This window comes from Rhizobium ruizarguesonis, assembly GCF_012349115.1.
GTDB lineage: Bacteria > Pseudomonadota > Alphaproteobacteria > Rhizobiales > Rhizobiaceae > Rhizobium > Rhizobium ruizarguesonis.
In genome coordinates this window covers 15,633-40,991 of the sequence record NZ_PQIG01000084.1, presented here as the reverse complement: position 1 = coordinate 40,991, position 25,359 = coordinate 15,633, and the positions used below count along the sequence as shown (strand labels likewise).

The 25,359-nt window shown below is 59.4% G+C and carries 27 protein-coding genes; 7 read left to right on the top strand and 20 right to left on the bottom strand.

The annotated features are described in order from the left end of the window. Nucleotides 1–35: 35 nt before the first annotated feature. From C3Y91_RS19755 to C3Y91_RS19710, 10 genes are all read right to left on the bottom strand, one after another. Nucleotides 36–1,388: a bifunctional folylpolyglutamate synthase/dihydrofolate synthase gene (locus C3Y91_RS19755; protein WP_174827081.1), complete on the bottom strand. Its 1,353-nt coding sequence runs from the start codon at nucleotides 1,386–1,388 to the stop codon at nucleotides 36–38. A gap of 27 nt (nucleotides 1,389–1,415) precedes the next feature. Further along, complete coding sequence (gene accD / locus C3Y91_RS19750; protein ID WP_018068910.1) at nucleotides 1,416–2,321, bottom strand: acetyl-CoA carboxylase, carboxyltransferase subunit beta; 906 nt, start codon at nucleotides 2,319–2,321, stop codon at nucleotides 1,416–1,418. Between the two features lie 144 nt (nucleotides 2,322–2,465). After that, nucleotides 2,466–3,305, bottom strand: a complete 840-nt coding sequence (trpA, locus tag C3Y91_RS19745) for a tryptophan synthase subunit alpha (RefSeq protein WP_018068911.1) — start codon at nucleotides 3,303–3,305, stop codon at nucleotides 2,466–2,468. 3 nt (nucleotides 3,306–3,308) lie between these two features. Further along, nucleotides 3,309–4,529 carry a tryptophan synthase subunit beta gene (trpB, locus tag C3Y91_RS19740; protein WP_003544114.1) on the bottom strand — a complete coding sequence of 407 codons (1,221 nt, stop codon included), beginning with the start codon at nucleotides 4,527–4,529 and terminating at the stop codon, nucleotides 3,309–3,311. A 2-nt stretch (nucleotides 4,530–4,531) separates the two neighbouring features. Next, on the bottom strand, nucleotides 4,532–5,200 hold the full coding sequence (locus tag C3Y91_RS19735; protein ID WP_024322892.1) for a phosphoribosylanthranilate isomerase: 669 nt from the start codon (nucleotides 5,198–5,200) through the stop codon (nucleotides 4,532–4,534). Nucleotides 5,201–5,378: 178 nt separating this feature from the next. Continuing rightward, nucleotides 5,379–6,137: a M48 family metallopeptidase gene (locus C3Y91_RS19730; protein ID WP_018068913.1), complete on the bottom strand. Its 759-nt coding sequence runs from the start codon at nucleotides 6,135–6,137 to the stop codon at nucleotides 5,379–5,381. A gap of 107 nt (nucleotides 6,138–6,244) precedes the next feature. After that, the gene (locus C3Y91_RS19725; protein WP_017962639.1) at nucleotides 6,245–6,679 is read right to left on the bottom strand and encodes a DUF2852 domain-containing protein; all 435 of its coding nucleotides are present in this window, start codon (nucleotides 6,677–6,679) and stop codon (nucleotides 6,245–6,247) included. Nucleotides 6,680–6,824: 145 nt separating this feature from the next. Continuing rightward, complete coding sequence (locus tag C3Y91_RS19720) at nucleotides 6,825–8,102, bottom strand: polyhydroxyalkanoate depolymerase (protein WP_020397356.1); 1,278 nt, start codon at nucleotides 8,100–8,102, stop codon at nucleotides 6,825–6,827. A 204-nt stretch (nucleotides 8,103–8,306) separates the two neighbouring features. Further along, the gene (locus C3Y91_RS19715; RefSeq protein WP_018068915.1) at nucleotides 8,307–9,149 is read right to left on the bottom strand and encodes a fumarylacetoacetate hydrolase family protein; all 843 of its coding nucleotides are present in this window, start codon (nucleotides 9,147–9,149) and stop codon (nucleotides 8,307–8,309) included. A 142-nt stretch (nucleotides 9,150–9,291) separates the two neighbouring features. Further along, complete coding sequence (locus C3Y91_RS19710; RefSeq protein ID WP_075225886.1) at nucleotides 9,292–10,251, bottom strand: glutathione S-transferase family protein; 960 nt, start codon at nucleotides 10,249–10,251, stop codon at nucleotides 9,292–9,294. 193 nt (nucleotides 10,252–10,444) lie between these two features. On the opposite strand from C3Y91_RS19710, the gene C3Y91_RS19705 reads away from it, so the two are divergent. Together C3Y91_RS19705 and C3Y91_RS19700 are read left to right on the top strand one after the other, a co-directional pair. Next, the gene (locus C3Y91_RS19705; protein ID WP_024322896.1) at nucleotides 10,445–10,729 is read left to right on the top strand and encodes a DUF2218 domain-containing protein; all 285 of its coding nucleotides are present in this window, start codon (nucleotides 10,445–10,447) and stop codon (nucleotides 10,727–10,729) included. A 144-nt stretch (nucleotides 10,730–10,873) separates the two neighbouring features. Beyond that, entirely contained in the window at nucleotides 10,874–11,473 is a 600-nt protein-coding gene (locus C3Y91_RS19700; RefSeq protein WP_018068918.1) for a nitroreductase family protein, read from the top strand. 88 nt (nucleotides 11,474–11,561) lie between these two features. On the opposite strand, the gene gyrB is transcribed toward C3Y91_RS19700, so the two are convergent. The 5 genes from gyrB to C3Y91_RS19675 all read right to left on the bottom strand — a co-directional run bounded on the left by gyrB (nucleotide 11,562) and on the right by C3Y91_RS19675 (nucleotide 16,888). Continuing rightward, entirely contained in the window at nucleotides 11,562–13,997 is a 2,436-nt protein-coding gene (gene gyrB, locus C3Y91_RS19695) for a DNA topoisomerase (ATP-hydrolyzing) subunit B (RefSeq protein ID WP_168575715.1), read from the bottom strand. Between the two features lie 135 nt (nucleotides 13,998–14,132). Then, nucleotides 14,133–14,510, bottom strand: coding sequence for a helix-turn-helix domain-containing protein (locus tag C3Y91_RS19690; protein ID WP_018068920.1), 378 nt, complete (start codon nucleotides 14,508–14,510; stop codon nucleotides 14,133–14,135). Beyond that, on the bottom strand, nucleotides 14,507–15,073 hold the full coding sequence (locus C3Y91_RS19685; protein WP_018068921.1) for a Smr/MutS family protein: 567 nt from the start codon (nucleotides 15,071–15,073) through the stop codon (nucleotides 14,507–14,509). Before C3Y91_RS19685 ends, C3Y91_RS19690 begins: the two co-directional genes overlap by 4 nt. Then, the gene (mltA, locus tag C3Y91_RS19680) at nucleotides 15,073–16,191 is read right to left on the bottom strand and encodes a murein transglycosylase A (protein WP_024322898.1); all 1,119 of its coding nucleotides are present in this window, start codon (nucleotides 16,189–16,191) and stop codon (nucleotides 15,073–15,075) included. Before mltA ends, C3Y91_RS19685 begins: the two co-directional genes overlap by 1 nt. After that, nucleotides 16,184–16,888 (bottom strand): Tim44/TimA family putative adaptor protein, encoded by a 705-nt coding sequence (locus tag C3Y91_RS19675; protein WP_018068923.1) that lies wholly within the window; start codon nucleotides 16,886–16,888, stop codon nucleotides 16,184–16,186. Before C3Y91_RS19675 ends, mltA begins: the two co-directional genes overlap by 8 nt. A 131-nt stretch (nucleotides 16,889–17,019) precedes the next feature. On the opposite strand from C3Y91_RS19675, the gene C3Y91_RS19670 reads away from it, so the two are divergent. Further along, nucleotides 17,020–17,526 carry an FxsA family protein gene (locus C3Y91_RS19670; protein WP_032989534.1) on the top strand — a complete coding sequence of 169 codons (507 nt, stop codon included), beginning with the start codon at nucleotides 17,020–17,022 and terminating at the stop codon, nucleotides 17,524–17,526. A gap of 101 nt (nucleotides 17,527–17,627) precedes the next feature. Further along, a complete protein-coding gene (secB, locus tag C3Y91_RS19665) occupies nucleotides 17,628–18,110 on the top strand; it encodes a protein-export chaperone SecB (RefSeq protein WP_003544086.1) in 483 nt (160 codons plus the stop codon). Between the two features lie 67 nt (nucleotides 18,111–18,177). Here secB and dnaQ read toward each other — a convergent pair whose 3' ends face one another. From dnaQ to C3Y91_RS19640, 5 genes are read right to left on the bottom strand one after another with little or no spacing between them, the layout of a single operon-like run. Further along, the gene (gene dnaQ, locus C3Y91_RS19660) at nucleotides 18,178–18,900 is read right to left on the bottom strand and encodes a DNA polymerase III subunit epsilon (RefSeq protein ID WP_018068925.1); all 723 of its coding nucleotides are present in this window, start codon (nucleotides 18,898–18,900) and stop codon (nucleotides 18,178–18,180) included. Then, complete coding sequence (gene coaE / locus C3Y91_RS19655; protein WP_018068926.1) at nucleotides 18,893–19,504, bottom strand: dephospho-CoA kinase; 612 nt, start codon at nucleotides 19,502–19,504, stop codon at nucleotides 18,893–18,895. The genes dnaQ and coaE overlap by 8 nt, the downstream gene beginning before the upstream one ends. Further along, nucleotides 19,504–20,361, bottom strand: coding sequence for a shikimate dehydrogenase (locus tag C3Y91_RS19650; RefSeq protein WP_168575714.1), 858 nt, complete (start codon nucleotides 20,359–20,361; stop codon nucleotides 19,504–19,506). Before C3Y91_RS19650 ends, coaE begins: the two co-directional genes overlap by 1 nt. After that, the gene (locus tag C3Y91_RS19645) at nucleotides 20,354–20,953 is read right to left on the bottom strand and encodes a Maf-like protein (RefSeq protein ID WP_018068928.1); all 600 of its coding nucleotides are present in this window, start codon (nucleotides 20,951–20,953) and stop codon (nucleotides 20,354–20,356) included. Before C3Y91_RS19645 ends, C3Y91_RS19650 begins: the two co-directional genes overlap by 8 nt. Before the next feature lie 34 nt (nucleotides 20,954–20,987). Next, on the bottom strand, nucleotides 20,988–21,809 hold the full coding sequence (locus C3Y91_RS19640; protein ID WP_011649834.1) for a pyruvate, water dikinase regulatory protein: 822 nt from the start codon (nucleotides 21,807–21,809) through the stop codon (nucleotides 20,988–20,990). Nucleotides 21,810–22,210: 401 nt separating this feature from the next. Between C3Y91_RS19640 and hemE the strand changes: the two genes are divergently transcribed. The 3 genes from hemE to rho all read left to right on the top strand — a co-directional run bounded on the left by hemE (nucleotide 22,211) and on the right by rho (nucleotide 25,259). Then, the gene (gene hemE, locus C3Y91_RS19635) at nucleotides 22,211–23,257 is read left to right on the top strand and encodes a uroporphyrinogen decarboxylase (RefSeq protein ID WP_018068929.1); all 1,047 of its coding nucleotides are present in this window, start codon (nucleotides 22,211–22,213) and stop codon (nucleotides 23,255–23,257) included. Between the two features lie 2 nt (nucleotides 23,258–23,259). Then, nucleotides 23,260–23,796 carry a protoporphyrinogen oxidase HemJ gene (hemJ, locus tag C3Y91_RS19630; RefSeq protein WP_018068930.1) on the top strand — a complete coding sequence of 179 codons (537 nt, stop codon included), beginning with the start codon at nucleotides 23,260–23,262 and terminating at the stop codon, nucleotides 23,794–23,796. Nucleotides 23,797–23,993: 197 nt separating this feature from the next. Continuing rightward, a complete protein-coding gene (gene rho, locus C3Y91_RS19625; RefSeq protein ID WP_012759538.1) occupies nucleotides 23,994–25,259 on the top strand; it encodes a transcription termination factor Rho in 1,266 nt (421 codons plus the stop codon). Nucleotides 25,260–25,359 lie beyond the last annotated feature (100 nt).

Below are 25,359 nucleotides of genomic sequence, written 5' to 3'. Positions count from 1 at the left end.
CCGGCTTCGACCGGGCTTTTTTCATTTTGCAGCCTTCATTTCGGGGGCGTGCCATTGTCGGAAAGCACGTCGCCGACGAGATAGAGAGAGCCGCCGACCAGGATGCGCGGCGGCAATGCCTCTGGATCGAGAACGGCTTTGATCGCTTCCAGCGCATCGCCGACCGTCGACATCGGTTCGGCAACCAAACCGGCATCATAAGCGGCATTCGACAATATCACGGGGTCGATCATCGATTCGCTGCCGCGGATCGGCACGCAGAAAACCTTCTCGACCAAGCCGGTAAAGGCCTTGAAATAGCCGACCGGATCCTTGGTATTGATCATGCCGGTAATCAGGAAAAGCGGCCGAGACTGGCGCTCCTCGAAATTGGCCATGGATTCGGCGATCACTTCGCCGGCACCGGGATTATGTCCGCCATCGATCCAGATCTCGGCGCCGGCGGGCGCATGCGACAGCAGCCGGCCCTCGCTCAGACGCTGCAGCCGGCCCGGCCATTCGACCGAACTCATCGCCTTTTCCATCATCGTTTCGGTGACGGTGAAACCCGCCGCCTTGACAGCACGAATGGCGGCGGCGGCATTGGCATATTGATGGCGGCCAGGAAGGCGCGGCAGCGGCAGGTCAGCAAGACCGAACTCGTCCTGGTAAACAAGCCGGCCATATTCCTCATGCGCCATGAAATCCTGCCCGAAGACGGCGCTCGGGCAATGCAGCCGTTCGGCCGTCGACATCAGCACGTCAAGTGCTGCGTCATATTCCTGATGACCGATAACAACGGGAAATCCCGGCTTCATGATGCCGGCCTTTTCGGCCGCGATCAGCTCAACCCTGTCGCCGAGATAGGGCTGGTGATCCAGCGAGATCGGCATGATGACCGAAACGGCCGGATCGGAAATGACATTGGTCGCATCGAACCGGCCGCCGAGACCGACTTCGATGATCGCGGCATCGGCCGGATGTTCGGAAAACAGGATGAAGGTGACTGCCGTCAGGATTTCGAAGACGGTGATGTGCTGTCCTGCATTGGCATCGGCCACGCGACGCACGGCCTCGGCAAAGACGGCGTCACCCACAAGCTGTCCGCGTCCACCCTTGACGCCAATGCGATAACGCTCGTGCCAATTGACGAGATGCGGCGAGGTGTGGACATGAGCGCTGTAGCCACCGGCTTCGAGCAGGGCGCGGCAGAAGGCGGTGACCGATCCCTTGCCGTTGGTGCCGGCGACATGGATCACCGGCGGCAGTTTCCTGTGCGGATTGCCGAGCACATCGAGAAGACGGGTGATACGATCGAGAGACAGATCAAAACCCTTGGGATGCAATCCCATGAGCTTGTCGATCTCCTGCGCTGCCTCACTCACCGCGGTTTGGCCTCTGGGTATCAATTCGGCACCCCGCCTGCTTGTCGGTTATCAGGCGCTCGCCGCCAGGGCAATCGCGCCGCCATTCATGTCGTTCGCCGCCGAAACCGGCTTCTTCGTCAGGATCTTCAAGAGACGCGCCAGTGTTTCGGGAATATCGTGGCGCTTGACGACCATATCGACCATACCATGCTCCAGCAGATATTCGGAGGTCTGGAAGCCTTCGGGCAGTTTTTCACGCAACGTCTGCTCGATCACGCGCTTGCCGGCAAAGCCGATTTCGGCGCCGGGTTCTGCCAGATGAATATCGCCAAGCATGGCATAGGAGGCCGTGACGCCACCGGTCGTTGGATTGGTCAGCACGACGATATAGGGCTGGCCGGATTCCTTGAGCATGTCGACGGCAACCGTCGTGCGCGGCAACTGCATCAGCGACAGGATGCCTTCCTGCATGCGCGCCCCGCCGGAAGCGGGGAACATCACCAGCGGGCACTTTTCAGACGTTGCACGCTCGAAAGCCTTAACGATCGCCTCGCCAGCGGCCATGCCGAGCGAACCACCGATAAAGTTGAATTCATGCACGACGGCCACGAGTTTCAGTCCCTGCACCTTTCCGACACCGGCGAGGATCGTATCCTCCTGTTCGGTCTTCAGGCGGCTGTCACGCAGGCGATCGCTATATTTCTTCGAATCGCGGAACTTCAGCGGGTCCTGCGCGACCTTCGGCTGCGGCAGCGATTCGAACTCGCCATTGTCGAAAAGATCGGCCAGCCGGGCCTTGGCCGGCATCTTCATGTGATAACCGGACGCCGGAATGACCCATTTGTTGCCTTCGAGGTCCTTGTGGAAGACCATCTCGCCCGTTTCCGGGCACTTGATCCAGAGGTTCTCCGGCACTTCGCGACGGCCCAGCATGGAATTGATCCGCGGGCGAACGTAGTTGGTGATCCAGTTCAACTCGAATACTCCTGATTGACTAAAGCGCGTCGCGATCTTTCAGATTTGCTTGCCACGCTTTTAGGTCTTTGGTTTCCCGCATGTCGTTGCCGCAAAACCGCTGCACACTTTTGCGCGACATGCTTTAGCGCCAATGTGGGCAAACTATTCGGCAGCAACAAGGCGCGCCGAACGTGTTCCCGTGGAAAGGCCGCGCACCAGCGTGGCGACGGCCTGAACCGTGTCCGCCGTTGCCTTTCCGTCATTCGTCAAGCTGGTCGCAACCTGATTGACGATCGCGGTGCCGACGACGACGCCGTCGGCCGAACCGCCGATGACCTTTGCATGTTCCGCCGTCTTGACGCCAAAGCCGACACAGACGGGCAGGTTGGTGTGCTGTTTGATGCGCTCGACCGCGCCCGAAACCAGCGACGGATCGGGCAGCGCCGAACCGGTGATGCCGTTCATGGAGACGTAGTAGACGAAGCCGGAGGTGTTCTTCAGTACCTTCGGCAGGCGCTTCTCATCGGTCGTCGGCGTCGCCAGGCGGATGAAATTGATGCCTTTGCGGATGGCCGGAATGCAGAGTTCGTCATCCATCTCGGGCGGCAGGTCGACGACGATCAGGCCGTCGATGCCGGCGGCGAGCGCGTCGTCGAGGAATTTCTCGACACCATAAATATAGATCGGATTGTAGTAGCCCATCATCACGATCGGCGTCGCATCGTTCGTCTTGCGGAAATCGGCCGCAAGCTGCAGCGTCTTCTTCAGCGTCTGGCCGCCTTTCAGGGCGCGTTGGCCGGCCAGCTGGATCGCCGGGCCGTCGGCCATCGGATCAGAAAAAGGCATGCCGAGCTCGATGATGTCGGAGCCCGCCTCCGGCAGCGCCTTCATGATGCCGAGCGAGGTGTCATAATCAGGATCGCCGCCCATGAAATAGGTCACAAGCGCCGGACGGCCCTCGGCCTTCAGCTCGGCAAAGCGTTTGTCCATGCGTGCGGTCATGTCTTACAGTCCCATTCCCAGAATCTTGCCGACGGTGAAGATATCCTTGTCGCCGCGGCCGGAGAGGTTCATCAGGATGATCTCGTCCTTGCCCATCGTCGGTGCGCGCTTGATCACCTCGGCAATCGCATGCGAGGGCTCGAGCGCCGGGATGATGCCTTCGAGGCGGGTCAGGGTCTGGAAAGCCTCGAGCGCTTCGTGATCCATGATCGGCACATAGTCGACGCGGCCGGTATCGTTCAGCCAGGAATGTTCGGGGCCGATGCCGGGATAATCGAGGCCCGCCGAAATCGAATGGCCTTCCTTGATCTGACCGTCACCATCCTGCAGCAGGTAGGTGCGGTTGCCGTGCAGCACGCCCGGCGAACCGGCGGTGATCGAGGCGCAATGTTCGTCGCCCTGCAGACCCTTGCCGCCGGCTTCAACGCCGACGATCTTGACCGAGGGATCATCCAGGAAAGGATGGAAAATACCGATGGCGTTCGAGCCGCCACCGACAGCAGCGATGACGAGATCCGGAAGACGGCCTTCGGCTGCCAGCATCTGCTCTTTCGCTTCGATGCCGATCACCGACTGGAAATCGCGGACCATCTCCGGATAGGGATGCGGACCGGCTGCCGTTCCGATCAGATAATAAGTATCCTCGACATTGGTGACCCAGTCGCGAAGTGCCTCGTTCATGGCGTCCTTCAGCGTGCCGCTGCCTGCCGTGACCGGTTTGACTTCCGCGCCGAGCAGCTTCATGCGGAAAACATTCGGCGCCTGACGCTCAACGTCGGTGGCGCCCATATAGACGACGCAGGGAAGGCCAAAGCGGGCGGCAACGGTCGCGGAGGCGACGCCGTGCTGGCCGGCACCGGTTTCGGCGATGATGCGGGTCTTGCCCATGCGCTTGGCGAGCAGGATCTGACCGATGCAGTTGTTGATCTTGTGCGAGCCGGTATGGTTCAGCTCCTCGCGCTTGAAATAGATCTTTGCGCCACCGAGTTCGGCCGTCAGCCGCTCGGCGAAATAGAGCGGGCTCGGGCGGCCGATATAATGCGCGCCGAGATGCTTCAATTCGGCCTGGAATGCCGGATCGTTCTTTGCCCTGTTCCACTCGTCCTGCAGGTCGAGGATCAGCGGCATCAGCGTTTCGGCAACGAAACGACCGCCATAAATGCCGAAACGGCCATCTTCATCGGGGCCGGAACGGAAGGAATTCGGTTTAGGCGTCTCGTTCACTCTCAACTCCCTGAGGCCATCATCGGCGCATTCGCCTTTTCGACCGCGTCAAAAAATTCATCAATCTTCGCGACGCTCTTCACGCCAGGCGCAGTTTCGACTCCCGAGGAGACGTCGATACCCGGCGCCTTGGTGATGAAAAGCGCTTCCGCGACATTGTCCTTGTTCAGCCCGCCGGAAAGCATGTAGTCGACGCTGCCGTCAAGCCAGCTGAGAAGGCTCCAATCAAAGGAAATACCATTGCCGCCAGGCAGTTCCGAACCCTTCGGCGCTTTGGCGTCGAAGAGGAAACGGTCGGCGATGCCGATATAGGCCTCGACGCGCTTCAAGTCGTCTGCCGTGCGTACCGAAAAGACCTTCATCACAGGCAAACCATAGAGCGCCTTTATGGTCAGCACATGTTCGGGGCTCTCATTGCCGTGAAGCTGGAGCATATCCGGCTTCAACAACGATACGATCTCATCGAGTTCGTCATTGGTCGGATCGACGACGACGGCGACGATTTTAGCCTTGCCACGCGCAGGTTCGGCAAGTTTTGCCGCCAGGTCCGGCTCGATGTAGCGCGGGCTCTTTTCGAAGAAGATAAAACCGATATGGGTCGCGCCGCGCTTGAGCGCGCGATCGACAGCCTCAGGCGTCTTCAAACCACAGATCTTGATATCCGGTCTCATGGCAGCGAAGTGACACGAAATGCGGAAAGAGTCGAGCCAATTTGCGACGGACATTGAATTTTGCGCGGCTCTCGGCTAGAGCGCCGCGCGTCCAAGGGACGCGCCAAGGACGCTCTATCGCTTTAAATCTGCGCATAATCCTTTCCGAAAAATCGATTCCGATTATCGGGGTTATGCGCTAGTCGAAATCGATGGCATGCAATTGGCTGCCATGCCGCTTGAGCCAGGATTTCGCCTCGTCCATGCCGGGGCAAAGTTTGCCACAGAGCGCCCAGAAGTGCGGGCCGTGGTTCATTTCCTTGAGGTGGGCGACCTCATGGGCGGCGAGATAATCGATCACCGAAGGCGGCGCCATGACGATACGCCAGGAAAAGCTCAGATTTCCCTCCGACGAACACGAGCCCCAGCGGCTGCGGGTATCCTTCATTGAGATCGAGCGGATCGGCGCCCCGATCGTTCCGGCATGCATGGTCGCCAGTCTTGCGAGATCGGCGCGCGCCTCTTTCTTGAGAAAGGCCGCAATGCGTCGTCCGACATGTTCCGGCATGCCGCTGACGCGCAGCACCGGCCTGCCGTCTATGGAAACCGCCTCCGTCAGCCCGCGCAAGCTGCCGCTATGCTGGATGCGATGGGAAATGCCACGAAGGAGGATTTCGCCACCGTCACGCAGGCCGGCATCGGTCGAAAACTTGGCAAGCTTGGTGAGCAGCCACCCCTGGTGACGATCGAGGAAGGCATTGACCTCACGCGCCGCAAGGCCTTTCGGCACCGTCATCTTCAAGGCGCGGCCACCCGGTTCGATGCGCAGCGTGATGCGTGTCGCCCGGTCATGCTGCTTGATCGTCAGCGGCATGAGCCGGCCGGCGACATCGAGCGTCCGCATTTCGGGCGGAGCCGGCTTTCGCGCCTTCGACCTTGTTTTCAGAAGCGAGAACATGCGTGTTTTCTATACGATTCGCCGGCAAATCTAAATGATCGCCCGAAGGGCAGACATGGAAAAACCGGCATCGAGAGATGCCGGTCATCATTTCATCGTTCAGGCGTTTACGGCGTCTGATATTCAGCGACCGGGCCGTTGTCATCGCGCTTGGCGTTCCTGCGATCGCGCATGAAGCGGTCGAACTCTTCCTGATCCTTGGCGCGGCGGAGCTCGCGCAGATAGGAGTCGAATTCCTCGCGCATTTCGTCAAGCTTGCGGCGCTCCTCCTCCATCCGGTCGAGTTCGGCCTTGCGCCAGTCGTCAAAGGCGACGTTGCCGGTCGAAAAATGCGGGCGGTGACGGCCATGCGGGCGGCGGCAGGAGGCAAAGAAGCCATCGGTCGCCTGGTTGACGTCACGCTTGAAGCCGCGCAGACGGTCGCCGAAGATGATGTAGGCAAGCATGGCAAGACCCAGAGGCCAGAAAACCATGAAGCCGAGAATCATCAGGGCAATGGTAGCCGGAGTCCAATCCGGTCGAAGCAATGCTGACTGGTTCATCGTGCGGGTATCCCTCGCTTTCCGCGCCCGGCAGAATACCGAACGCTGAAATCGATGTGGTTACCGCAATAACCGCCTTCAAGACGATTGCCCGCGAAATCGGACAAGGCCTTGAATCCATTTTGCTAATTCAGCTATCCCTGATTCAGCCCGTTCGGCCGCCCTTGATGACACGCGGGAGCGGAGGCCTAACGGCGGAACGCGAATGCTGGCGGACGAAATCGATGATGCGCGGCGCGATCTCGCGGCGGAAACGCGAGCCGTTGAAAACACCATAATGGCCGACATCCGGCTGAAGATAATGCATGCGCATATCTTCGGGAATGTTCACGCAGATGGTCTGCGCCGCCATTGTCTGGCCGACCCCGGAGATGTCGTCATTCTCACCTTCGACGGTCAGCAGCGCCACATTGCGAATTGCCGCCGGATCGACGCGTTTGCCGCGATGCATCAGTTCGCCCTTCGGCAGCGCATGCTTGATGAAGACCTGCTCCACCGTCTGCAGATAGAATTCGGCGGTTAGATCCATGACGGCGAGATATTCGTCGTAGAAATCGCGATGTCTTTCCGGCTCGCCGTCGTTCTTCACCAGATGCATGAAGAATTCCTTGTGCGCGACGAGGTGGCGATCAAGATTCATCGACATGAAGCCCGAAAGCTGCAGGAACCCTGGGTAGACCGGGCGCATGAAGCCCGGTTGCGGCCAGGGCACGTTCATGATGACATTGTCGGAGAACCACTGCAGCGACCGCTCCTGGGCGAGCTTGTTGACCGCCGTCGGGTTGATGCGCGTGTCGATCGGGCCGCCCATCAGCGTCATCGACGCCGGCGAAAGCGGATCCCTGGCTTCTTCCATCACGGCAGCGGCTGCCAGCACCGGAACGGAAGGCTGACAGACGGCGATGACATGCGTGTCGTGACCGAGGAAATGCAGCATTTCGATGACGTAGTCGACGTAATCGTCGAAATCGAACGTGCCTTCCGTCATCGGCACCATGCGGGCGTCGATCCAGTCGGTGATGTAGATATCGGCACTCGGCAGCAGCGCCTCGACCGTGCCGCGCAATAGCGTGGCATAGTGGCCGGACATCGGCGCGACGATTAGAATGCGCGGATCATTGCCGCGGGCGGCTGGAACACTGCGGGCGAAATGCAGGAGATTGCAGAAGGGTCGCGACCAGACGACCTCTTCGCGGACGGACACCGTCCGGTCACCGATCGTCGTCTGCTTCAGTCCGAATTCCGGTTTCCCGTAGCGGCGCGTGGTGCGTTCGAACATTTCGAGGCTTGCCGCCATCGTCCGGCCGAACGGCGTGTGGGAGAAGGGGTTCAGCGGATTGGCATAGGCAAATCGCATGATATCGGCCGCGGCGCGAAACGGCGCCATGGCGGCATGGTTCAATTCATAAAGCTGATAAAACACGGAAGGCGCCACCTTTCTCTATCGAAAAGATGACGCCGATTGAAAGACATCGACTCTTTTCGTAACGCGGGCACGTCGCGCAGACTAACAGGTTTTTGTTGCACAGCAACATTAACGAACCAAACCCACACAAGAAATGCCGGAGAATTGATCCCCGGCATCATAATCGACCTGAAAACTTAAGTTTCTCAACAGGAAGCGTCGTTAACGATCCGCTACGAAGGTCTGCTTCTGCGTGCCGAGACCTTCGATTCCGAGTTCGACCACGTCGCCGTTCTTGAGATAGCGCGGCGGCTTGAGGCCCATGCCGACGCCCGGAGGCGTGCCGGTCGAGATCACGTCCCCGGGATGCAGCGACATGAACTGGCTGAGGTAAGAGACCAGGAAGGCAACCCCGTAAACCATCGTCTTCGATGAGCCGTTCTGCATCTTCTGGCCGTTGACCGTCAGCCACATGCCGAGGTTCTGCGGTTCCGGAATTTCATCCTTGGTTACGAGCCAGGGGCCGATCGGGCCAAAGGTGTCGCAGGATTTGCCCTTGGTCCATTGACCGGCCCGCTCGGTCTGGAAAGCGCGCTCGGAGACGTCATTGGAGACGCAATAACCGGCGACATAATCCAGCGCTTCGGCTTCCGTTACATATTTGGCAGTTTTGCCGATGACGACGCCGAGTTCGACTTCCCAATCGGTCTTTTCCGAACCGCGGGGAATGACGACATTGTCGTTCGGCCCGACGATTGCGGATGTTGCTTTCATGAAGATGATCGGCTCGGGCGGCACGGTCGCACCGGTTTCGGCAGCATGATCCGAATAATTCAAGCCGATGCAGATGAATTTGCCAGTGCCCGCGACGCACGCGCCAATGCGGCCGGGTGCGATTTCCGGAAGGCTCTTCGGATCGATCGCCGCTATCTTTGCAAGGCCTGTCGGTGTGATCGCTTCACCGCCGATATCGGCGACATGACCGGAGAGATCGCGGATCTTGCCATCGGCATCGAGAAGTGCTGGTTTTTCACTGCCAGCTTCGCCAACACGCATCAGCTTCATGGAATTCCTCCTCATCGAAAACGGATTTGCAACCACCTATGAAGGAATTATTCATCGGTGTCATTACGGCTTTGCCGGGAAGCGGTACGGCTTTTCCGCGATTTGGGTGATTTCCGCCGAAAACCGCCCGTATCTTTCGGCATCATGCTCCAAAAATTTCCGCTAGATCAGGGCCGGCGGGAACGATCTTCGTCGGATTGAGGCTTTCGATCGAATAGTAGCCGCGCTTGATGTGATTGAGGTTCACCGTTTCACCGATGCCCGGCCAATCCAGCATGCGGCGGCAGAAGGCGCGCAGATTGGCATAATCAGAAAGCCGGCGCAGATTGCATTTGAAGATGCCGTGATAGGCGACGTCGAAGCGCACCAGCGTTACAAAAAGCCGGATATCGCTCTCGGTGGGATGATCGGCGAAGAGAAAAGACCGGCCCTCGAACTGCTGCTCGACCCAGTCGAGGCAGGAAAAGACATCGGCAAAGGCTTCCTCATAGGCGATCTGCGTGGTGGCGAAACCGGCGCGGTAGACGCCGTTGTTGAGATCAGGATAGATGCGATCGTTGAAAGCATCGATCTCGGTGCGCGTCTCCGCCGGGTAAAGATCGATCGGATTTTTTGCCAGACCGCCGAAGCCGCTGTTCAGCATACGCAGAATATCGGCGGATTCATTGTTGACGACGGTCTTTTTCTGCTTGTCCCAGAGAACCGGCACGGTGGCCCGGCCGGTGAAATCCGGCGCCGCTCTGGTATAGATTTCATGCATATAGGTTACGCCGTTGACGTGATCCTCCGTCGCGCCGGGATAATCACCGAAGCGCCAACCCTGCTTGCTCAGCAGCGGTTCGACGACCGAGACCGAGATGACGTCTTCCAGGCCCTTGAGCTTGCGGCCGATCAGGGTGCGCGAGGCCCAGGGACAGATATAAGCGACATAGAGATGGTAACGGCCGGCGCTGGCTGCAAAGCCGGCTTCGCCCGTCGGCCCGGCGCTGCCATCCGGGGTCACCCAATTGCGGAAACTCGACGTCTGGCGGACGAAGCCGCCCTTTTCGTCCTTTGCCTGAACGGGCTGCCAGTCTTCCGTCCACTTTCCGTTCACCAGCATGCGCAACTCCCCAATCCATTGATTAAGACAGTTCATTATCCTGCTTCGACGCCGGCGTCAGGCCGCTCTCATGAGGACAGTCTGTACACCCAAACTGCGACGATGCTGCGCTTGCCAAGCCGGTGAAGCAGGAAATATGACTACGCTAAAGCGCGTCGCAATCTTTCGGCGCTTTAGTGACGTGGAGTTCGAAATGCATCTCTCGAAGGCCGTCGTGCCGACCGAACATGCAAGCCGCTACCTGCAGCAGCTCTGCAAACACTGGAGCCACAAGTTCAGCGTCGATTTTGATCCTCTGAAGGGCCGGGTGCCGTTCAGCGATACGGCCGAGGTGACCCTTGCGGCCGACGGTGCGACGCTGACCATGACACTTTCCGTCGCCGATCCCTCGCAACAGGAAAGGATGCAGCACGTCATCGACGATCATCTGAAGCGCTTCGCCTTCCGCGAAGAACTCGACATCGTCTGGACGGACTAAGCGCGTCGCCATCTTTCAGCTACGCTTCTCGCGCTTTAGATCTTTTTTTTACGCATATCGTTACCGCAATACCGCTGACGCTTTGCGCGACATGCGTTAAGCCCAGCCCCGATCCAAATTTTCCACCCGAACCTTGGAACAAGCATGACGAAGAGCAATCACCGCGAATCCGAATATCCGGTCGATCCGATGTTTCTTGACCGCTGGTCGCCCCGCGCCTTCACCGGTGAAATCATCGAGGAAGCGCAGCTACTCGGTTTGCTCGACGCCGCCCATTGGGCGCCGTCGTCGGCCAACCACCAGCCCTGGCGTTTCATTTATGGCCTCAAGGGTTCGGAATCTTGGGAGAAATTCGTCGCCTTGCTCAACGATTCCAACCAGGAATGGGCCAGGAATGCATCGGCGCTGATCTTCGTCGTGTCGCGCGCCTTCACCGGGGCTGCCGGCTCGGCTGAGGAAAAGCCGAGCTACACCCATTCCTTCGATGCCGGTGCGGCATGGGGGCATCTGGCGATCCAGGCGCGCCTCTCCGGCTTTTACGCCCATGGCATGGGCGGCATCAAACACGAGGAAATCAGCCAGGCATTCAGCATTCCCGAGGGATACCGGGTCGAGGCAGGCGTCGCCGTCGGCCGGCTGGCCGACAAGAGCGTTCTTTCCGAACGCAATCAGGCGCGCGAATTCCCGAGCCAACGCAAGCCGCTCTCCGAGGTCGCCTTCAACGGGCGCTTCGTCGCGAATTAAGCGAAGCCAAGGGCCAAGTAGATATCGGGCAAACGAAAGCCCCGCCATCCTAAAGGACAGCGGGGCCATTTATTTTCTGAAATATCAATTAGATATCAAGGTTTGCAACGCTCAGCGCATTGTCCTGGATGAATTCGCGCCGCGGTTCGACTTCGTCCCCCATCAGGCGGGCGAAGAGACCATCGGCGTCGGTGGCGTCGTTGACCCTGACCTGCAGCAGCGAACGCACATTCGGATCGAGCGTCGTTTCCCAGAGCTGCTCGGCATTCATCTCGCCAAGGCCCTTGTAGCGCTGCATGGTGAGGCCCTTGCGGCCGCTCGTGAAGATCGCATCGAGCAGGGCGCGCGGGCCAGAGATTTCGATGTCGCCTTCGCGGCGATGTAGCGACGGCGGCGTCTGATAGATTTCCTTGAGGCGCCCCGTCAGCTGGTCGATGTGACGGGCATCCGAGGAACCGATCAGCGCCATGTCGATCACGACGATTTCCCTGACGCCGCGGACCATGCGCTCAAGGCGCAGCCCGCCATCGGTTGTCACATCGCCCTGCCAGCCGCGCTCGGTTTCCTCAGCGATGATGTCGAGGCGCCCTGCCACTTCGCTTGCCAGCGCCAGCGCTCTCCCCGGCTCGCTGGCGAGCTCGGCGTTGAGGGCGCCGGCAATCGCCGCTTGTTCGACGGCGGAACGATTATAGCGCGAATGGAGATTGTCGAGCAGCGCGCGCATGCGCAGAGCATCGAGGATGACCTCGCGCAGATCCTGGCCGGCGCGAACCTCGCCGCTACCGAGCCTCAGCGAAGCATCTTCCAGGCCCTGGCTGATAAGATATTCTTCGAGCGCCTTCTCATCCTTCAGATACTGCACCGACTTGCCGCGCGAGACCTTATAGAGCGGCGGCTGGGCGATATAGAGATGACCGCGCTCGATCAGTTGCGGCATCTGGCGGAAGAAGAAGGTCAGCAGCAGGGTGCGGATATGGGCGCCGTCGACATCGGCGTCCGTCATGATGATGATCTTGTGGTAGCGCAGCTTTTCGACATTGAACTCGTCCTTGCCGATGCCGGTGCCGAGCGCGGTGATCAATGTGCCGATTTCCTGGCTCGACAGCATCTTGTCGAATCGGGCGCGTTCGACGTTCAGGATCTTGCCGCGCAGCGGCAGGATCGCCTGGTTCTCGCGTGAGCGGCCCTGCTTGGCCGAGCCGCCGGCGGAATCGCCCTCGACGAGGAAGACTTCGGACTTTGTCGGATCACGCTCGGAGCAGTCAGCAAGCTTGCCCGGCAGCGAAGCGATATCGAGTGCGCCCTTGCGGCGGGTCAACTCGCGGGCCTTGCGGGCGGCTTCGCGTGCGGCGGCGGCCTCGACGACCTTGCCGACGAGGATTTTGGCTTCGCTCGGATGTTCTTCGAACCAGGTGTTCAGCGCCTCGTTGACGAGACTTTCGACAACAGGACGGACTTCCGAGGAAACGAGCTTATCCTTGGTCTGCGAGGAGAATTTCGGATCCGGCACCTTGACCGACAGAACCGCCGTCAGGCCTTCGCGGCAATCTTCGCCCTGCAGCGTTACCTTTTCCCTTTTGGTGATTCCGGAACTGTCGGCATAGGAAACGACCTGGCGCGTCAGCGCCGCGCGGAAACCGGCCATATGCGTGCCGCCGTCGCGCTGAGGGATGTTGTTGGTGAAGCAGAGCACGTTCTCATGATAGCTGTCGTTCCACCACATCGCGACTTCGACGGTGATGCCGTCTTTTTCGCCGTGGATGGCAACCGGCTTGTCGACGAGCGACTTCTTGGCGCGGTCCAGATAGGCGACGAAAGCCTCGAGGCCGCCGTCATAACGCAGCTCTTCCTGCCTGATATCGGAATGGCGCTTGTCGGTCAGCAGGATGCGAACGCCTGAATTCAGGAAGGCGAGCTCGCGAAGGCGATGCTCCAGCGTGCCGTAGTCGAACTCGGTCATGGTGAAGGTGCCGGTGCTCGGCATGAAGCTCACTTCCGTGCCGGTCTCATTCGGCGCGTCGCCCGTAACCTTCAGTGGAGCATCTGCCACGCCATGGGTGAAGCTCATTTCATGGATCTTGTCGTGACGGCGGATCTTCAGCTTCAACCAGACGGACAGCGCGTTGACGACGGAGACGCCGACGCCGTGCAGGCCGCCGGAAACCTTGTAGGAATTCTGGTCGAACTTACCGCCGGCATGAAGTTGCGTCATGATGACTTCGGCAGCCGACACGCCCTCACCGGTGTGAATGTCCGTCGGGATGCCACGACCGTTGTCGGTGACGGTCACCGAGCCATCCGGATTGAGGGTGACGGTGACGATGTCGGCATGACCGGCAAGCGCTTCGTCGATCGCGTTGTCGACGACTTCATAAACCATGTGATGAAGGCCGGAGCCATCGTCGGTATCGCCGATATACATGCCGGGGCGTTTACGCACGGCATCGAGGCCCTTCAGAACCTTGATGGAATCTGCGCCATATTCGGTGCTTACGCCGTTTTCCGTCGCGGATGTATCGCTCATTCTGTCGAGATTTTCCCTGTTGTCGTAAAGCTGCGGCGCGCCTTGCGAATCACCGGCTTTCTTCACTCTCGTATATAGGTTTTTTGAACCCAGTTCCCAATGGCAAGCCCCTAAAACAAGGCATAAAACAGGGGATTATGACGCTTTTCCGTCGCCTTTGCCGCCATTTTCGAGAAGAGCCGATAGCCGGCCTATCTCGGCGCTGTCAAGGCTGCGGATTCGCCGCGCCAGCCGGTTGGCAAATTCGGTATATTCGGGGGGAAGGCCGGAGGTGTCGATCACGACGCGCGGGTCGGACGAGCGGGCGAGCAGGAACAGTTCCTCGGCCTCGTCCCAGATGATGTTGAAATAACCGGCGATGCGCTGCAGCAGATCGAATGTCGGCAGCCCACGCTTTCCATGTTCGAGCGCCGAGAGATAGGCGGGAGAGACATTCAGGGCTTCCGCCATCTCCTTCTGCGAGACGCCCTTGCGCGCTCTCAGCCTGCGAACCGCCTCTCCGAAGGGTGTCATGGCCTTTCCCCATGCCGCCGCGACAGGCGAATGTAGAGCGCGCCCTCACCGCCATGATGCTGTGCGGCCGACTCATAGGAGGAGATCAGGTAGCGGAATTCCGGCTTCGAGAACCAGAGAGGCACGGCCCGCTTGAGCGCGCCCTCGCTGCCCATGGAGCTGCCCTTACCCGTAATGACCAGCACATGGCGCATGCCGCGCTCGTGGGCGCGGATCAGGAAATCAAGAAGGATGGCATGGGCCTCGCTCTGCACCAGCCCGTGCAGGTCGATCCGCGCTTCGAGCGCCAGCCGGCCCTTGGCGATTTTACGCTTGACCGGCTTTTCCAGCGGATGATGCACCCCGGCCGATGGCTTTGCCATTGACGGTGCTGTCGGCTGCAGCGGCATGGGCGTGGCGGGCGTCTGCTTTTCCTGTTCCCGTTCGGCCGCCGCTTCGGCTTCAGCAAGAAAGGCATCGAGTTCGGTCAACGCCCCCGCCTTACCGGGCATCGGTCGCGTGCTGCGGGCAACCTTGCCCCAGAGGATCCTCTCATCCGCACTCAGCTTGCGATCCCTGGCCATCAGTCGAATCGTCCGGCGGCGGCATTGGGAATGAGGATGACGAAATCGGCGTCGTTGCGGACGGTGCCGGCACGTTCTCCGGCCATGTCCCCCGAGCCGGTGAAGATATCACCCCGCGCCGGCCCGACGATCGCCGAGCCGGTATCGAGCGCCAGCATCAGCCGGCGGAACGGCCGGCCCTGGTCGAGATGGGTGAGGCTTTCGGCGCGAATGAAAAAAGGAAAGCCGAAGGTATGGATCATCCGGTCGACCGCAAGCGAGCGCCCGGCGAGAAGCGGCACCTTGGCGGCCGCGATCGGACCTGCCTTCGGATCAGCAACCGGTGCATCACGGAAGAAAATATAAGAGCGGTTATGCCATAACACTTCGTCGACGCGCTCGGGATTGCGCGCCAGCCAGGCACGGATCGCCTGCATTGAAATCTCCGCCCGATCGATCTCTCCTCGCTCGATCAGCAGCTTGCCGATCGCCGAGAAGGGATGGCCGGCTTTCGCCGCATAGGTGATGCGGCCGATACGACCGTCCTCATAACGCAGGCGGGCAGCACCTTGCACATGCACGAAGAAGACATCCACCTTCGACTTCGCCCAGGCGATTTCGAGGCCGCGGCCTTCGAGAAACCCCTGATCGATGGCGCGGCGGTCCGGATAGGCAGCGACGCGGCCGTCATGCAGACGGCCAAAAGCATAGGCCTTGTCGAGTTCGGCGGGGCGATTGGCATCGTCGAGATCGATCAGATCGTCCGGACGCCTGTAGAAAGGAAAACGGAAAATTTCGTCCGGCCGTTCCGACACGTCGATATCTGGTTCGTAGAAGGCGGTGACGAAGCCGGAATTGCCATCCTTGCGGCGGATCAGAAAGGGCCGACAGTGTGTCTCGAAAAAGCCTCGTGCCGATGCCGGAGATGATGGCGTGAAATCTTCGGCGGCGGCGAGAAGCGGAAGCAGGTCTTCCGAGCTCAGGCCAAGCGATCCGGTGCGGTACGGTTTGACATCGGTGATCTGCCGGCGGCAGCTTCGCATGACTTCAAAAAGGCCGGAGGGATCATCATCCTTCCAGCCTTCCAGAGTGTCGAAGCTTATGGCCTGCAGGACGAAGTCCGATGCGTGGTCACTCATGTTCCGATTCGGTCGCCACGAGTTTCCAGTTCGGATCGCGCGAGCGGGTGTCGCGGGCGAAGGTCCAGAGGTCGTTGACCTCGGCGACGTTTTCGGCGTCGCCTTCAATCAGCACATCCGCCTTGTCGTAGGTGGCCGATATCAGCTGGCTGACGATGCGCACGGTGATCTGCGCTTCGCTGCCCTTTGTTTCCGCATGGGTGATTTCGGCCTTGTCGATGCCGACGAAGGTGGACTTCACCTTCTCGCCCCGGGCCTCGCGCTCGCCGATCGCCGCATCGAACCCGTCATAGACTTCGCGGGACAGCAAGTTCTTCAGCGTTTTCCGGTCGCCATCGGCATAGGCCATGACGATCATCTCGTAAGCCATGCGGGCGCCGTTCAGAAACTCCTTCGGGCTGAAGGCGGGATCGGCCTTGTTCAGCGCGCGCAGCGATTCGTTGAGCGGCGTTCCGGGTGCCGCGAAAGCATCGATGGCAGCGAAGCGATCCTCATCCTCCGTTGTCGCATCGCGCCGCGGTAGCGTCACGACCTTGCCGGCATCGGCGGCTTCGGCCGGAGCCGCATCCCGCGGCGTATAGAGATCGCGCGGCGGCTTCTCATTTCCTGTGCGGCGTCCGAGCACGGAGCGGAGCTGAAAGAAAATCAGCACAGCCGCCACCAGGAAAAATAATGTGATGAAGTCGTTCGAACTCATATCGTATCGCAGCCGCCGTTAACATCTCTGATTTGTACTCCCATATAGTCTGCCTATACAGATGATTCAAATGATGGCTGGCATCTTCGCCGGCGCCAAGAGGAGACCGGTGAGCCCGGGACATGACCGACATGCGTTTTTCGATCCTGCCAGCTTTCATTCTGCTGTTGCCGCTCGCCGAAATTGCCGGTTTCGTCGTCGTCGGCCGGGCGATCGGATTGTGGTTGACGCTCGCGCTCGTCATGCTGGGTTTCGTTCTCGGCGTGGTTCTGCTGCGCAGGCAGGGCATTGGTATTTTGCGCCAAATGTCGAGCGAAGGACGAAATGGGGTGATGCCGGGCCGCGACCTGCTGCGGCCGGCGATGAACGTCATCGCCTCGCTGCTGCTGATCATTCCCGGCTTCCTCACAGATATCATCGCGATCCTCATTCTCATTCCGCCGGTGCGCGATCTCGTCTGGCGGACGATCGCCAAACGCTTCGTCGTCGTCAATGCCAAGGGCGGCTCTTCCTCTGGCCCGCAACCCGATTTCCGCGACCGCAAGCCGAATTCGAAGGTGGTCGATCTCGACGAGGAGGACTATCATAGAGAGCCGGATCGCAACTCGCCGTGGTCCGGCAAGCATCTCGGCGACTGAGGCACTGCGGCTGATCAACCGCGCCAATCGCCCAGGGTTGTAAGCCCTTCCCTGAAATGTTAGATGGCGGCACCATTCCCATGCCCCTCGAGGAAAAGCCAATGGCAGACGATAACAACAGCAACGGTGCGGCCAACCCCACCCTTTCGATCCTTGCGCAATATACCAAGGATCTGTCCTTCGAAAATCCGGGTGCTCCGCGTTCGCTGCAGGCCCGCGACAAGGCGCCGACGATCAACATCAATGTGAACGTCAACGCCAACCCGCTTTCCGATACGGATTTCGATGTCGTGCTGTCGCTGAATGCCGAAGCCAAGGACGGCGACAAGACGGTTTTCCATGCCGAACTCACCTATGGCGGCGTTTTCCGCGTTGCCGGTTTCCCGCAGGAACACATGCTGCCGGTTCTCTTCATCGAGTGCCCGCGCATGCTCTTCCCCTTCGCTCGTCAGATCATCGCCGACGTCACCCGCAACGGCGGTTTCCCGCCGCTGATGATCGACCCGATCGACTTCACGCAGATGTTCGCTCAGCGCGTTGCCGAAGAACAGGCCCGCGCCAAGGTTCAGGCCGTTCCGAACTGACCGGGTCTTTCTTGTTTGAAATGCGGATGCCCGGGCTGGTCCCGGGCATTTTCAATTGAGGGCCGGTTTAATCGAGGTTGGCGTATTTCGCCCAGATGCTTTTTTCACCGAGTTTGGCGATGAGCGCCTCATGCGCCTGCTCCTCGGTTTGGCTGAGGCGCGGGGCGAGCGGCCGGGGCCGCTCGAGCACGGCGGCAATTACCACATCGTCTTCCATCGCCATGTCGCCGCGATCCGCCTGGCTGGATTTGCCGGCCATGCCGAGGCCGAGGGCTGCCTGTCTGCCGCCGATCATCTCGATATAAACTTCGGCAAGCAGTTCGGAGTCGAGCAGCGCGCCGTGTTTAGTGCGGTGCGAATTATCGATGCCGTAGCGCCGGCAGAGCGCATCGAGCGAATTCGGCCCCATCGGATGTTTGCGCCGCGCCATCGACAAGGTATCGAGCACCCGTTCCGGCAGGATTGGCGGCAAACCGATGCGCGCGAATTCCGCGTTGATGAAGCCCATATCGAAGGTGGCGTTATGGGCAATCCACTTCGCATTGCCGAAGAAGGTGAGGATTTGTTCGGCAACTTCCGCGAAAGGCTGCTTGTCCTTCAGAAATTCATCGGTGATGCCGTGCACGGCGAGCGCATCCGGATGAACCTTCTGATCTCCGGGATTGATGAAAATATGGATCGTGTTGCCTGTGGGGAAATGATTGAAGAGCTCGATGCCGCCGATTTCGATGATGCGGTCGGCGCGGTTGTCGAGGCCGGTTGTTTCCGTATCGAAGATGATCTCACGCATTCCGGAAATCTCCCTTGGCAATCCGCGTTTTCAGGTCGGCGACGATCTCAAGCACTCGTTCCCTCGTCGTCGCGATACTGTGACTGGTATCGACCAGATAATCGGCCCGCCGCCGTTTTTCGGCGTCCGGCGTCTGGCGGGAGAGAATCATGTCGAATTTTTCCTCGGTCATGTCTTCGCGCGCAAGCACCCTTTGGCGCTGAATCTGTGGATCAGTGCTGACGACGACGATTACATCCACTCTTGCCTCGGCGCCGGTTTCGAAAAGTAATGGAATATCGAGCAGTACCATGTCGGCGCCGGCGGCGCGTTGCCGCTCTAGAAATTCCGTCTCGCGTTTGCGAACTAGCGGATGGACGATCGCTTCCAGGCGTTTGAAGCCGGCAGGATCAAGGGCGAGCTGGCGGCCGAGTTCATGTCGGTCGACTGCTCCATCCTTCATCGTGCCGGGGAAGGCAGCATTCACCAGGGGTGCAGCCTCGCCGGCATAGAGATCGTGAACCACGGCATCCGAATCATTCACCGGGATTCCTGTGTCGGCAAAGAGCTTTGCCGCCGTCGATTTTCCCATTCCGATGGAGCCGGTGAGACCAATCTTCAGCATCAGTGTGCTTCCATATCCGCGATGATGAGCGCGCGTAGCGCCGCGTCGACGATGGGACGCTGGCCGAACCATTTCTCGAATCCGGGCACGGCCTGGTGCAAGAGCATGCCGAGACCATCAACGATGGGAAATCCTTGCTCTTCCGCCTGTGCCAGGATCGGCGTCTTCAAGGGCACATAAACGATATCGGTGACGACGGCATCGGCCGCAAGAGGCGAGAAATCGAGTTGCGGCGCCGCCTCGCCGTCCATGCCGAGCGAGGTGGTATTGATGAAGAGGCCGGCGCCTTTCATCACTTCGGCAAGCGCACCGGTCGGGTGGGCCCGTACACGCGGGCCAAAACGATCCGCGAGTTCGCGCGCGCGTTCGACGGTGCGGTTGACGACGTGGATCTCCTTGAACCCGCGATCACGGACCGCCTGGATGATCGCGCGGCTGGCGCCGCCGGCGCCAAAAACCACGGCCGTGCCACGCCGGTCCCAGCCCGGATGGCGTTCGTCAAGATTGGCGATGAAGCCACGACCGTCGGTATTCGTCGCATGCAGGGCGCCGTCCTCCAGCCAGAGCGTGTTCGCAGCGCCGAGTTCTTGCGATAGCGCGTCCGGCTTGTCGGCGAGCCGGAACGCCAATTCCTTGTGGGGAATGGTGACATTGCCTCCGATAAAGCCGGAACTGCCATCCTTCAGCGAGTGAATAAAATCGGCAAAGGCCTCGGGTGCCACTTCATGAGCGCGGTAGCTGCCTGGCAGACCAAGCGTCTTCAGCCAATATCCGTGGATCAGTGGTGAGCGCGAATGCTTGATGGGAAAGCCCGTGACAAACGCTTTCGGCCCGAATGTTTCACGTGAATCACCCATCGATCGCTCCGAGTTGTCGCAATTTTTTTAAGAGCGGCAGCATCGGCAGGCCGAGAATGGTGAAATAGTCACCCTCGATTTTCTCGAAGAGCTGGATGCCCTCCCCCTCCAATTGATAGGCGCCGACGCTGGAAAGCGCCCGTTCGCCAACCCGGGCCAGATGTCTGGCGATGAATTCCGCCGTCAGCGGCCGCATTGTCAGCTGCGCATGGGCGAGATGTTGCCACAAGACCACACCATCGCTGACGATGGCGACGGCGCTGTTCAATCGGTGGGTTACTCCCGAAAGGGCTTGAAGATGACTAGCCGCGTCGGTCATGTCCTTCGGCTTATGGAAGACGCTGTCGCCGAGTGACATCGTTTGATCCGAACCGATGACCAGGGTATCCGGAAAACGATTGCTGACTTCTTCGGCCTTGGCCCTGGCCAGCACGAGGGCCACGGCGTCAGGCTTAGCGCCGGCTTTTTCCAGCGGCGCTTCGACGGCCCGTTCATCGATCCTTGCGGCATGTGCCTCGAAGGACAGACCGGCATTTTCCATCAGCATCCGGCGAAAGGGGCTCGACGATGCAAGGATGAGTTTCGGCGTCATGGGGTTCCTCGGCGTGCCAGCTTTTCGTCAGCGCTTAGCGCAGCTTCGGCCGCAGGGCAACGATTGCCGCGGCCGTTTCCTCGATTGAGCGGCGGGTGACGTCGATCAGCGGCCAGTTATGGCGGGCGCAAAGCGAGCGGGCATATTTCAGCTCCTCCGAAATCGCGGCGCGATCGGTATAATGTTCGCGATCGAAGCCCTGCGTCACGCCGAGCACACGATTTTCCCGCACCTGGGAAATACGGTCGGTGGTGGCGATCAGGCAGACGATCAGCGGTTTGCTCGCGACGAAGAGGCTCTCCGGCAATGGCACACCATAGACGATCGGAATGTTCGCCGTCTTGATGCCTCGATTGGCGAGGTAGATGCTGGTCGGCGTTTTCGACGTACGGCTGATACCGATGATCACGACATCGGCGTCGTTGTAGTCGTCGGGCATCTGACCGTCATCGTGATCCATGGTGAAATTCAGCGCTTCGATGCGCGCGAAGTAGCCGGCATTCATCACATGCTGGGCACCGACCCGACGGCGCGACGGGGCGCCGAGATAGATCTGGAAGGCATTCATCACCGGCTCCAGCACATTCACCGAGGCGACGCCCATCTCGATGCAGCGCTCATCGATCAGGCTTGCAAGCTCCCGGTCGACAATGGTGTAGAGCACGATGCCGGGGGCGTCATCGATCGCCTGCAGAACCGGCAGCAGCTGCTTGCGATTGCGGATCAGCGGATAGACATGTTCGATCGGCTGGGCTGATCTGAACTGCGCGGACGCGGCGCGCCCGGCGGAGATCAGAGTCTCTCCCGTTGAGTCAGAAATCAGATGCAGATGAAAGAAGTTCGTTCTGTTCTCCACGCTATTTTCCGCTGCCTGTTGAAAACACTGGATGAAACAGAGCTACGGCGGCGAGGCAGTCTGCGGCAAGGGAAAACATGCCTCCTTATCCACATTTCGGATTTTGCGGGTCGGTTTTGATTGGCCCTGTGGACGATGGGGAAGAGATCTAAATCTTGAAAGCTCGTCCACAGCCTATCCACAGCTATAAGAAAAATTGCCAACCCGGAAGGATTTGGAATCATTTTCAGATTCAGCTTCTCCCCGAGATTCGGACGAGATGGACAAATCTTTCCGATGTTGTTTTGCAGGCGCGCGACAAATGGCGACGGCAGTGGATGGATTTTAATCCTTGATAGTCACCGACTCTAAGAAATAGAAACCTTTTAAAATATCTTTGTTTTTTTATAGGGAAGAAGCGCTTGAGCGATACGCGCCGAAAGATCATGAGGGTTTTGAGTGGCGAGAGCCTCTCCCCTCCTCCTCTGTGGCTGATGAGACAGGCAGGACGTTATCTCCCGGAATATAGGGAGACGCGGGCAAAGGCAGGGAGTTTTCTCGATCTCTGTTACACCCCTGAGCACGCCGTCGAAGTGACATTGCAGCCGATCCGCCGCTATGGCTTTGATGCGGCCATACTGTTTTCCGATATCTTGGTCATTCCCGATGCAATGAAGCGGAATGTCCGGTTCACCGAGGGCCATGGTCCGGAGATGGATCCCATCGATGAAGCCGGGATCGGCAGATTGAATGGCGAAGAGGTTGTCGATTATCTCAGACCGGTTCTGGAGACGGTACGGCGACTGCGTGAGGAGTTGCCAGCGGAGACGACGCTGCTCGGCTTTTGCGGCGCGCCTTGGACGGTTGCGACCTACATGATCGCCGGTCACGGCACGCCGGATCAGGCTCCTGCGCGTCTCTTCGCCTACAGGCATCCGCGCGCCTTCGAGCATCTGCTGATGCTGCTTGCCGACGTATCGGCCGATTATCTCGTCGCCCAGATCGATGCCGGCGCCGATGCCGTGCAGATCTTCGATTCCTGGGCTGGCGTTCTCGGCGAGAAGGAGTTCGAGGCGTTTGCGATTAGGCCGGTTGCGCGGATGATCGCTTCGGTCAAGTCGCAACGGCCGCATGCTCGCATCATCGCTTTTGCCAAGGGCGCCGGCTACCAGCTGAAAAACTATCGTCAGAAGACGGGTGCTGATGCGATCGGCCTCGACTGGTCGGTCCCGCTGGCCTTTGCCGCCGAACTTCAGAAAGACGGACCGGTTCAGGGCAATCTCGATCCGATGCGCGTCGTTGCCGGCGGCCGGGCACTGGAAGAGGGCATCGACGATATTCTGCAGCATCTCGGCAATGGACCGCTGATCTTCAATCTCGGTCACGGCATTACGCCGCAGGCTGACCCCGAGCATGTGCGTCTGCTGGTCGATCAGGTGCGAGGCGGGCGCGTGCGAGTCAGGGCGTGACGATGGAAAAACAGACCGATCGGAGATCTGGCGCCTACGCCAGGCGCCGGGCTCATTTTGCGCTGGTCTTCTTCGCGCTGATGGCGGTCGGGCTTTTTGCGTGGAACCCCGATAATCTCTACCTCTGGATCAAGGCGCTGCACATCATCGCGGTCATTTCCTGGATGGCCGGGCTGTTCTATATGCCGCGGCTGTTCATCTATCACACCGATGCGGAGCCCGGCTCGGTGCAATCGGAAACCTTCAAGGTAATGGAGCGTCGGCTGCTTCGAATCATCATGACGCCGGCGATGATGTTGACGTGGATTTTCGGCCTCTATCTCGCTTGGTCGGTCTATGGATTCCACGGCGGCTGGCTGCATGCCAAGATCGGTCTCGTCGTGTTGCTGACTGGTGTTCATATGTTCTTCAGCCGCGCCGTCGGGGCGTTCGAGCGGGATGAAAATCGCCGCTCCGCGCGTTACTGGCGGTTCATGAACGAGGCGCCGACAGTGCTGATGGTCGTGATCGTCATCCTCGTCGTGGTGAAGCCGTTCTGAGGAAAATCGTCCTCAGGATAAATTTGCTTCATTTTAAGCAGCCCTCTTGCGGCAGCGATTGCGAGTCGCTATTTTCCGCGCATCTCATCTACGTGGCATGTGTGTAGAGTTCAGTCGTCTGCGAGCCCTTTCGCGGTACCGAATACGACCCAACATCGCCTTTCCCCTTTGAAATTAAAAAGAGTATTGGTCACTTCATGGCTGAAATGAAGCTTCAGGAACTTAAGAGTAAATCCCCAACGGATCTGCTGGCATTTGCCGAATCGCTCGAGGTCGAGAACGCAAGCACGATGCGCAAGCAGGAGCTGATGTTTGCGATCCTCAAGATGCTTGCCAGCCAGGATGTCGAAATCATCGGCGAAGGCGTCGTCGAAGTGCTGCAGGACGGTTTCGGCTTCCTGCGGTCGCCCAATGCGAACTACCTGCCGGGCCCGGATGATATTTATATCTCCCCGTCGCAGATCCGCCGTTTCTCGCTGAAAACCGGCGATACCGTCGAAGGCCCGATCCGTGGACCGAAGGAAGGCGAGCGCTATTTCGCGCTGCTCAAGGTCAACACCATCAATTTCGACGATCCGGAACAGATCCGGCACAAGGTCCATTTCGACAATCTGACGCCGCTCTATCCGAACGAGCGCTTCAAGATGGAACTCGATATTCCGACCACCAAGGATTTGTCGCCACGTGTGATCGACCTGGTGGCGCCGCTCGGCAAGGGCCAGCGTGGATTGATCGTCGCGCCGCCGCGTACCGGTAAGACCGTGTTGTTGCAGAACATCGCGCATTCGATCACCGCCAACCATCCGGAGTGCTATCTGATCGTCCTGCTGATCGATGAACGCCCCGAAGAAGTGACCGACATGCAGCGCTCGGTTCGCGGCGAGGTTATCTCCTCGACCTTCGACGAACCAGCCGTCCGTCACGTGCAGGTGGCCGAGATGGTCATCGAGAAAGCCAAGCGCCTTGTCGAACACGGACGCGACGTTGTCATCCTGCTCGATTCGATCACGCGCTTGGGGCGTGCCTATAACACGGTCGTTCCCTCGTCAGGCAAGGTCCTGACCGGCGGTGTGGACGCCAATGCTCTGCAGCGGCCGAAGCGCTTCTTCGGCGCGGCGCGTAACATCGAGGAAGGCGGCTCTTTGACGATCATCGCGACCGCGCTGATCGATACCGGCAGTCGCATGGACGAAGTGATCTTCGAAGAGTTCAAGGGTACCGGCAACTCGGAAATCGTCCTCGATCGCAAGGTCGCCGATAAGCGTATCTTCCCGGCCATGGATATCCTGAAGTCCGGTACGCGCAAGGAGGACCTTCTGGTTCCGCGCCAGGATCTGCAGAAGATCTTCGTGCTCCGCCGCATCCTTGCTCCAATGGGCACGACCGACGCGGTCGAATTCCTGATCGACAAGCTCAAGCAGACGAAGAACAATTCCGACTTCTTCGAATCGATGAACACATAATCCTTAGCCGGATTCACCCCTTAAAGCTGGAGGCATCGTCATGACGCCTCCAGCTTTTCTATTTGAGAGGAATCGATTTCGATTCCAACCGATGAACCAG